Origin of the sequence: Neobacillus kokaensis (assembly GCF_014656545.1) — a bacterium.
Taxonomy (GTDB): Bacteria; Bacillota; Bacilli; order Bacillales; family Cytobacillaceae; genus Neobacillus; species Neobacillus kokaensis.
This window is the reverse complement of record NZ_BNDS01000025.1, coordinates 65423-73458: the sequence shown is the minus strand read 5'-3', so window position 1 is coordinate 73458 and position 8036 is coordinate 65423. Positions and strand designations below refer to the sequence as shown.

7 protein-coding genes are annotated in these 8036 nt (G+C 39.1%); 2 read left to right on the top strand and 5 right to left on the bottom strand.

What is annotated here, in order from left to right:
• Window positions 1-173 precede the first annotated feature (173 nt).
• From IE222_RS20955 to IE222_RS20945, 3 genes are all read right to left on the bottom strand, one after another.
• Window positions 174-740 carry a DUF4256 domain-containing protein gene (locus IE222_RS20955; RefSeq protein ID WP_223282833.1) on the bottom strand — a complete coding sequence of 189 codons (567 nt, stop codon included), beginning with the start codon at window positions 738-740 and terminating at the stop codon, window positions 174-176.
• A gap of 254 nt (window positions 741-994) precedes the next feature.
• A complete protein-coding gene (locus IE222_RS20950) occupies window positions 995-1792 on the bottom strand; it encodes a DNA replication protein DnaD (protein WP_191276226.1) in 798 nt (265 codons plus the stop codon).
• A gap of 258 nt (window positions 1793-2050) precedes the next feature.
• On the bottom strand, window positions 2051-3016 hold the full coding sequence (locus IE222_RS20945) for a tRNA dihydrouridine synthase (RefSeq protein ID WP_191276222.1): 966 nt from the start codon (window positions 3014-3016) through the stop codon (window positions 2051-2053).
• A 322-nt stretch (window positions 3017-3338) separates the two neighbouring features.
• Here IE222_RS20945 and IE222_RS20940 point away from each other — a divergent pair, with 322 nt between their 5' ends.
• Window positions 3339-4778: a L,D-transpeptidase family protein gene (locus IE222_RS20940; protein WP_191276220.1), complete on the top strand. Its 1440-nt coding sequence runs from the start codon at window positions 3339-3341 to the stop codon at window positions 4776-4778.
• Window positions 4779-4893: 115 nt separating this feature from the next.
• Here the strand turns inward: IE222_RS20940 and IE222_RS20935 are convergent, their stop codons facing one another.
• A complete protein-coding gene (locus IE222_RS20935) occupies window positions 4894-5742 on the bottom strand; it encodes a pyridoxamine kinase (RefSeq protein ID WP_191276218.1) in 849 nt (282 codons plus the stop codon).
• A gap of 185 nt (window positions 5743-5927) precedes the next feature.
• On the opposite strand from IE222_RS20935, the gene IE222_RS20930 reads away from it, so the two are divergent.
• Window positions 5928-6470 carry an ECF transporter S component gene (locus IE222_RS20930; protein WP_191276216.1) on the top strand — a complete coding sequence of 181 codons (543 nt, stop codon included), beginning with the start codon at window positions 5928-5930 and terminating at the stop codon, window positions 6468-6470.
• A 107-nt stretch (window positions 6471-6577) separates the two neighbouring features.
• Here IE222_RS20930 and IE222_RS20925 read toward each other — a convergent pair whose 3' ends face one another.
• Window positions 6578-8008 carry a Na+/H+ antiporter NhaC family protein gene (locus IE222_RS20925; RefSeq protein ID WP_191276215.1) on the bottom strand — a complete coding sequence of 477 codons (1431 nt, stop codon included), beginning with the start codon at window positions 8006-8008 and terminating at the stop codon, window positions 6578-6580.
• Between the last annotated feature and the right edge of the window lie 28 nt (window positions 8009-8036).

Here is an 8036-nt window from a genome sequence, read left to right as displayed (position 1 = left end):
AACATTTACGGGGCGGTTCATTTAGGGTGTGATATCCACTGCTTTTATACTTATTTTTTATATATGCTTTTTCCTATGTAGGTACTCCAAAACAGAAAGGCTAAGCCTAATCTATCACTATAGAGTTATAATCCACCTACGTTCCTTCACCGGGCAGCGTTCCACACCTAAATTTAGACCCTTAGCGAACCGCGGAAACCCCTGGCAGCATAGTAGGAATCTGCTCCATTGTGGTACACAAAGACAGTGTCGTATCGGCGATCACAAAAGATAGCCCCACCAAGTTTTCTAATATTATCAGGTGTTTTCACCCAGCTCGATGTTTTCGTATCGAAATTTCCAACTTCCTGCAGCCCCCGGTATTGCTCTTCCGTTAAAATCTCAATCCCCATGTCTGCAGCCATATCCATAGCGTTGTTTTCTGGTTTATGTTTTTTCCTCGACTCCAGTGCCTCACGATCATAACAAACACTTCTGCGGCCTTTAGGGCTTTCCGCTGAACAATCACAGAAAATGTATTCGTCCGCCTCTTGATCATGAGTAATAACATCCGGCTCACCGCCAGTTCTCTCCATTTCATGAAGCGACCATAGTTTTTCACTATTAACTTCTAGCTTTGCTTCCACTTTAGCCCAATCAAGTCCTTTATGGCGGTTCATATTTTTCTCAAAACGGCCCTTCAATGTTTTCAGTAATTCCTCACGTTCTTCTGGTGACAAGTTTCTTATTTCATCTTTCATACAAAAACCTCCTTGCTTGATATATTTAGACCTTATTTTTAAATTTCCTTCCCTCATTCTTAAATATTTAATCCGTTTGACTCGGTTGAAATTTTAATCTCTCACATTTCAGATATTACCTAATTTCTAAGGAAACATTCATTTGAAAATGTTCGACTCTGGGAATACATTCTGGCCCAATCGCAGAACAGAGGAAGGATCATTTCACTTTACATACCAGGTAAAATATTAACATTCACAATCTAATTACATCTTTAGTATGATCCATCTCGAGGGAACTCAGAAAACAAACCTTCGGATCCCTGCATGAAGATCAATAGCTGCTGTTTCGCATTTACATCCAATGAATTAAATCCATTAGCATCCAAAAACTCAGCCATTTCTTTTACATCTTCTGTTTTTCGTTTACACAGTAAGGAATGATCTATGTCTGGGATTTTTTCCATACTTGGGCAGAAAGCTTTTTGCTGTTTTTCTTTTTGTTGTTGTTTTTCTTTTTGTTTTTCTTTTTCTTTTTGTCCACGTATCGTATAACGCTGCGGGAACGGATCGTCAACTACTTCACATTCCGGTATATATGTATCATTTTCTTCAGGGTCTCTATCTTCCTTGCTGAAAACTGTTATTTCTTGGTTATAAAAAGATTCATATAGGCTGTAAACGTCTTGATTACGAATCAATTCCGCAACATAACGAATAAGCGAACGGTCCTCGACTTCTTTTAATTCGGACATGATACAATCCATTACCGGTTTCCGGCATTTATCTAGGTTATCTTTCCCCCAGTTTCTAATCGCTAGTTCTCTCGTTGCAGGATTGTAACGAATCAATTTGTGATGCTCGACGAACCGAACCAATAACGACTGGACCCTTTCAATCGAATAACCTAAATCAAAAGCCATTTGCTTTTTCGTAATTTTATAAATTCCAATTTGAGTTGTGTAAGGATTCACAAGCAAATAAAGGTAAAAATATTTATCCTCTGGAGTCATTTCTTCTACTACAATCGGATTACTCCAAAACTTCGTATGCACCATTCGAAATTTTGCCATCAGGCACCACTGTCCTTTCATCTCCAAAAAGTCTTTTCATTTTTATATAGTGTTTAATGAAGAAAAAAGGACAGTGTGGAATATATAAAAATATGGATGTTTTACGACAAAATCATTTATTGGTCAAATTCAGCTGATCTAGTGTTGTTATTTGACAAAACCCTAGTGCTGATGAGATTTCTTTATTCTTTAAACTAATTATCTTTTTATGGAAATCATATATTGAACAAAGTCTTTACCATCATTTCAGTGTCCCCCTCAATCAACATTCTTTCCAAAATTATCAAGCAATGCACGCACTTCATCTGTTGATTTCGTGTTCATCAATTGATTTCTTAATTCACCCGCTCCACGGAATCCTTTGACATAAATCTTGAAAAAGCGATGAAGCCCTGCCATTGAACGTGGCAGTGCTTCCGCATATTGATCTTGAAGATCAAGCTGCAGTCTTAAAAGATCAAGGTATTCTTTACTGCTATGCTCTTTTCGCTCTTTTTCAAAAGCAAAAGGATTTTTAAAAATACCTCGCCCAATCATAACGCCATCAATACCATATTGTTCAGCAAGCTGCAGCCCAGTTTGACGATCAGGTATGTCTCCATTGATTGTTAGCAGCGTATTTGGTGCGATACGGTCACGTAATTTTTTGATTTCCGGAATCAGCTCCCAATGAGCATCAACTTGGCTCATTTCCTTTCTTGTACGTAAATGTATAGAAAGGTTCGCAATATCCTGATTTAAAATATGCGTTAGCCACTCCTCCCACTCGTTCACATCCGTGTAGCCAAGCCTTGTTTTCACGCTGACAGGCAGCCCGCCCGCTTTTGCTGCTTGAATAAGTTCTGCTGCAACGTCTGGACGCAGAATAAGGCCGCTGCCTTTCCCTCTCGATGCCACATTCGGTACAGGGCAGCCCATATTAATATCGATGCCTTTGAATCCTAGCTCTGCCATTCCGATACTCATTTGACGGAAATATTCCGGCTTATCCCCCCATATATGTGCAACAATTGGCTGTTCATCTTCTGTAAACAGCAAACGGCCACGTACACTCCTCATTCCCTCTGGATGACAATAGCTCTCCGTGTTTGTAAACTCTGTAAAAAACACATCCGGTCTACCTGCTTGACTTACTACATGACGAAAAACAACATCGGTCACATCTTCCATTGGTGCAAGCACAAAAAAAGGTCGTGGTAAATCCCGCCAAAAATTATCTATCATTTCAAGCTCAAATCCTTTCAATATGGATACTACTTCAAACTCTCGGTCAAAAAATATAAAGTCAAATGCCCAACTTCTTTTACACTTATATCATGCTTAATAACTTATTATCAAACACAAAATTGATTTTAATAAAAATCACTCAGCAAAGGGTCAAATTTAAATTTTAATATACACAAAAACCGACAATATTTTGTTGCGGTATTTTATAGAATAGAAATATAATTAACATTTTTTTAAAAAATAGGAAACATTTGACACAAAATTAACAGTCTAATGACATAGTATGGAAATAGCGGAGGAAGGTATGGGGGGATACTTTATGGAAAGCACGGTAAATAATCAAGAAATTAAGAAACAGGTAAATTCAGCTAAGTGGTATACAAACTGGAGGGTTATGACAGCAGGCATCATCTTTATTATCGCGATCTTCATTGCAGCAGGCAGCTACTATCAGGCAAACCACTTTAATTCACAAATCAAGATTAATGGCATCAAAGTCGGCGGAATAACCGCTGAACAGGCACTGACAAAATTAAAAACAACTGTATTAACAAATGTAATCTATGTTGGAGATCAACAAATATTAGATGGCCAAGATACAAAAATGGTATTTTCCGATCAGGATTTGTCCAATATCAAAAAAATATTAAAGAACCAGTGGACTTTTTTTCCTTCTTCAAAAGAAAAAGATTATTCATTAATGCCCAGTAAACAGGATCAGTATCGAAACCAGACGTTGAAAAAACAGGTGGAAGAAAAGCTGCTAGCCATGAATAAAGGTTTAAAGGCTCCACAAGATGCGGTGGTTCGTTTGCAACAAGGCAAAATTATTGTCACCAGCAGTATTAGCGGAGAGCAGTATGATGTCGCCAGTCTTTTGAAGGACTTCGAACAGCACAAATATATTAGTGAAATCCGGCTCAATCCAGTTTACATACAGCCAATTAAAGAAGACAGCGAGTTTGTACAAAATCAACAGAAGAAATTTGAAGAATTTCTTGCCCATACCGTTGGTTACAAGGTACAGAATAAAGTTTTTACGTTAAAGGCGAGCGAATTAATTAAAAATGCATCTATTTCTAAAGATTTACAGATTAAGATGGATGATGAGGGTGATATTAAGAAAAGAATAGCAGAAATTAACAATGCCCAATCCACATTAAATAAGGATTTCACATTCAAGACCCATTCGGGTTCAGTGATATCGGTTAAAGGTAAGGGCTATGGCTGGGCCATAGATGTTGATAAAGAAGTACCCCGTATTATGAAAGCTTTTGAAGATGGAAAGAAATCAGTTTCTGCCTCTAATATTTACGGACATGGCTGGAACGGTGAAGGCTACGGATTTGAAACAACCACGAACAACGGAATTGGCAATACGTATGCTGAAGTCTCCATTGCAGCACAGCGAATGTGGATATACAAAAATGGAAAGTTAGTCGCCACAACGAATGTAGTAACAGGCAAACATAGCACTGGACATGATACATCACCAGGAGTGTGGTATATCCTTTATAAGCAATCTCCTGCCATACTCACAGGCAGAGAAAACGGAAAAATCACTTATCAGGCACCTGTTAACTATTGGATTCCTTTTACAAATGACGGGCAGGGGATTCACGATGCCAGCTGGCGGGGCAATTGGGGAAGCAAGGCCTATCTAACAGCTGGATCGCATGGCTGTGTCAATACACCGCCAAGTATTATGAAAACGGTGTATAACAGTCTTAGTGCGTATGATCCTGTTGTTGTTTATTGAGGCATCTCATACCGTGGGTTCATGAATGATTTTTGCTGCCAAGGTTGAATAATAAAAATGAGGTGTAAGTAAAAACCCTAGAAGGTATCTAGGGTTTTTACTAATATTAGACATTTCATAATAAAATTTTTAAATATTTTTCGAAGTTAACTCCTTCTACCTTCGGAACTTGCTCTAAGGAGGAATCATTGATGGCTGCTGTCAGGAATGTCACCGCGAGCTGTACCGCTTTTTCCATGTCCTCCCCGCGCATCATGCTCCCCATAATCACAGATGCAAATAAATCACCAGTACCAGAATAACTTTTACCATTATATGGCGTCGCACTATAATAGGTATTGCTTCCGTCCAAATACATATTTCCGATATACTGCTTATCTAAATCAGCTGAGGGTGGATTAATTCCAGTGATGATAACCTGAGCGCCAGTTTCTAGCTGCAATAAATTCCCGGCCTCTTCCATCGCCTTAATATAATCCTTTTCATTTGAATAGCTATGAAGTTTTTCATAAGACATGCCAGTTAACAAACAGCACTCCGTAACATTTGGTGTAATCACATCTGCACGCTTCACAAGTTCTCTCATTAGTACGACCAATTCATCAGTGTAAAGCTTATAGACCTCTCCTAAATCCCCCATTACTGGATCCACAAGTAAAATTGTTTCTTTTGTATAAAACCTATCTAAAAACTGAAAAATATTAATGATCTGTTCTTCACCAGTAACAAAACCCGTATGGATTCCATCAAAGGCTACCTTAAGCTTGCTCCATTCCTCTATGAAATGGTTCATTTTACTTGTAAAATCTTCACAAAAAAAACTTGGATAGCCAGTTTGCGCAGTCAAAATTGCTGTTGGTAAAGGACATGCCTGTACGCCCATTACCGAAAGAACTGGAATCGCAGCTGTTAATGAACATTTTCCAAAAGATGATAAATCCTGTATTACAGCAACTTTTTTCATACTAACCTCCATAAGGCCGTCCATCTTTAACTTTATTTATATTACCACAAACTAAAGAATCTGGATAATCCCCACAGGTTACAAATGAAATATTCGGCAGCTAGATTTTTTTATAAATTGGCACTTATATATTTTCCTATCATTTGCTAAAATCATAGAAAAGCGTGTGAGGAAGGTTCAGAGATATGCAAAATACACAAAGTTATTCAAAGCCAGGTTATAAAACTTTTGATTTAATTATTACAGCGATGTTAACTGCACTTGTTTTCCTATCTACTTTCTTTTTGAATATTAAATTGCCAATTACGGCAAATGGGGGCTTGGTTCATCTAGGAACCGCAATGCTTTTTATTGCATCTATCCTATTTGGTCCTAAAAAGGCAGCTCTTGCTGGTGCGATAGGAATGGGGTTATTTGATATTGCTGGAGGTTGGGCATTGTGGGCACCGATTACCGTTGTGGCACGTGCCTTGCAAGGATATATCGTTGGTAAAATTGCTTGGTCAAATGGTCGAAAAGGTAATAGCATTGCTTTAAATTTAACAGCAACAATCGTTTCATTTCCATTTATGTCAGCTGTTTATTACATTGGCGAAGGGTTTCTATACGGGAATTGGATTGCACCCGCAGCTTCGATCCCTGGAGACCTCGTTCAAAATGTAATAGGCGTTATTATTGCTATTCCGGCATGTATTGCATTAAAAAAAGTTCCTTATTTTAAGCAATAAAATAAACACAAAAAGAGGATGTTCCAATAAGGCTTAATTTAATGCCTTTTTGGAACATCCTCTTTAATTAAATTTGCAATTGTCTCCCTCATTAAAATCTTGTTTTACTATTCTTGAGGATTTCTGACCACTTTCCCTCCAGGGCCTTCATATTCCCGGCCCCATCCCGTTATTATCGAGAACAATAGTACCAAGAACAGTACCATGCAATAAATCATACCGCTGCTGACTTGTGTTAGTAAAAGCGGAGCAACAAAGTCATAACCTTTTGACAGCAGGGCACCGAGGAATACAAAAACACTTAAAAAAGGTATTACTAGCACAATCGCATTAGCAAAACCATCCAGTAGATAGGAACGGCGGTATGGATGCAAACCAACTCGTTTGCCAATCTCATTCTGTACTTTTCCAAATGTCGTCATCGATGCACTAGTCACACCACCAAAGATCAAAGTCGTAAACGAAATACCTAACATCATAGCGAATTCAGCACCGCGAACCGTCTTACCCATTTTGCTGTTAAGTATGCCATTTGTGACTTTCTCAAGTACTCCTGCACCACCCAGCACACCCATTATACCGTAGACTGAAATAACCAGTGTGACTGTTGCCATCATGCCGCTGATGCCGCCCGTAAGGAATCCTTTCGGAGCCCCGTCCACAACGGAGATCACATTGTCGAATGTTAAAAGATGAAACGCCAGACCGGTTATTGTTCCTAAAATGATACCTATCGTAATAGCTTTATAGATATTGCGGGTTTTGATTGCTACGATTAACATAACCATTACCGGAACCAGCATGACTAGCGCGATTGGATTCATATTCTTTGCAAGGATATCTGAAGCGCCCGCACCAATCGTTCCGCCGCCGCCGAAAATCCAGAACAGAACAAAAGAGATAACACCTGCGACCAAAGAATACTTCATTCGGCTGGCAACACAGCCGCCAACTTCCGCAAAACCCTCTTTTTTTGTGTATTCTTGAGTTCCTGCAGAAATGATGGTGGTATCCGATATTGGTGCTAAGTTATCACCAAAAATCGAAGCACTGACGATTGCGCCCGCAAGAACGGCGGGATCGCCTCCCAACAATACTCCTGCCGGGTAGAAAATAGGGAAGCAGGTAAACATTGTTCCGATGGATGACCCAGTAGCAGTAGAAATGATACAAACTGCTAAGAATGTGAACGCAGTGAATAACCCTCCATCCACGCCCAGCAAATCGGCAAGCCATACGAAACCCGCGGAAATGTTAGTGGTTTTAATCAACTCCGAGAACATCCCAATGACGAACAACAGGATTGCAATCGGTACCGCTTCCTTTACGCCTTCATAGACTGAATCCCAGAACCGATCGTAGTTACCCTTTTTTACAAAAATTGAGCCCACCATTAGTGCAACGAAAGCGCCCATTGCTAGAGCATACATCTCAAACGCTTTAAAAACGATAAAAAACAATATGCAAAAAAATAGAAAAATAACGACTGGAATAAACGCAACGCCCCAGCCACCTCTAAATTCAAGTCTCTGATTCATATCGAAACTCCCTCTCCTATACTAAACT

Coding starts and splice junctions, on each gene's coding strand:
- IE222_RS20955 (WP_223282833.1), bottom strand. CDS start 740: ATGAAAGATGAAATAAGAAACTTGTCACCAGAAGAACGTGAGGAATTA.
- IE222_RS20950 (WP_191276226.1), bottom strand. CDS start 1,792: ATGGCAAAATTTCGAATGGTGCATACGAAGTTTTGGAGTAATCCGATT.
- IE222_RS20945 (WP_191276222.1), bottom strand. CDS start 3,016: ATGATAGATAATTTTTGGCGGGATTTACCACGACCTTTTTTTGTGCTT.
- IE222_RS20940 (WP_191276220.1), top strand. CDS start 3,339: ATGGAAAGCACGGTAAATAATCAAGAAATTAAGAAACAGGTAAATTCA.
- IE222_RS20935 (WP_191276218.1), bottom strand. CDS start 5,742: ATGAAAAAAGTTGCTGTAATACAGGATTTATCATCTTTTGGAAAATGT.
- IE222_RS20930 (WP_191276216.1), top strand. CDS start 5,928: ATGCAAAATACACAAAGTTATTCAAAGCCAGGTTATAAAACTTTTGAT.
- IE222_RS20925 (WP_191276215.1), bottom strand. CDS start 8,008: ATGAATCAGAGACTTGAATTTAGAGGTGGCTGGGGCGTTGCGTTTATT.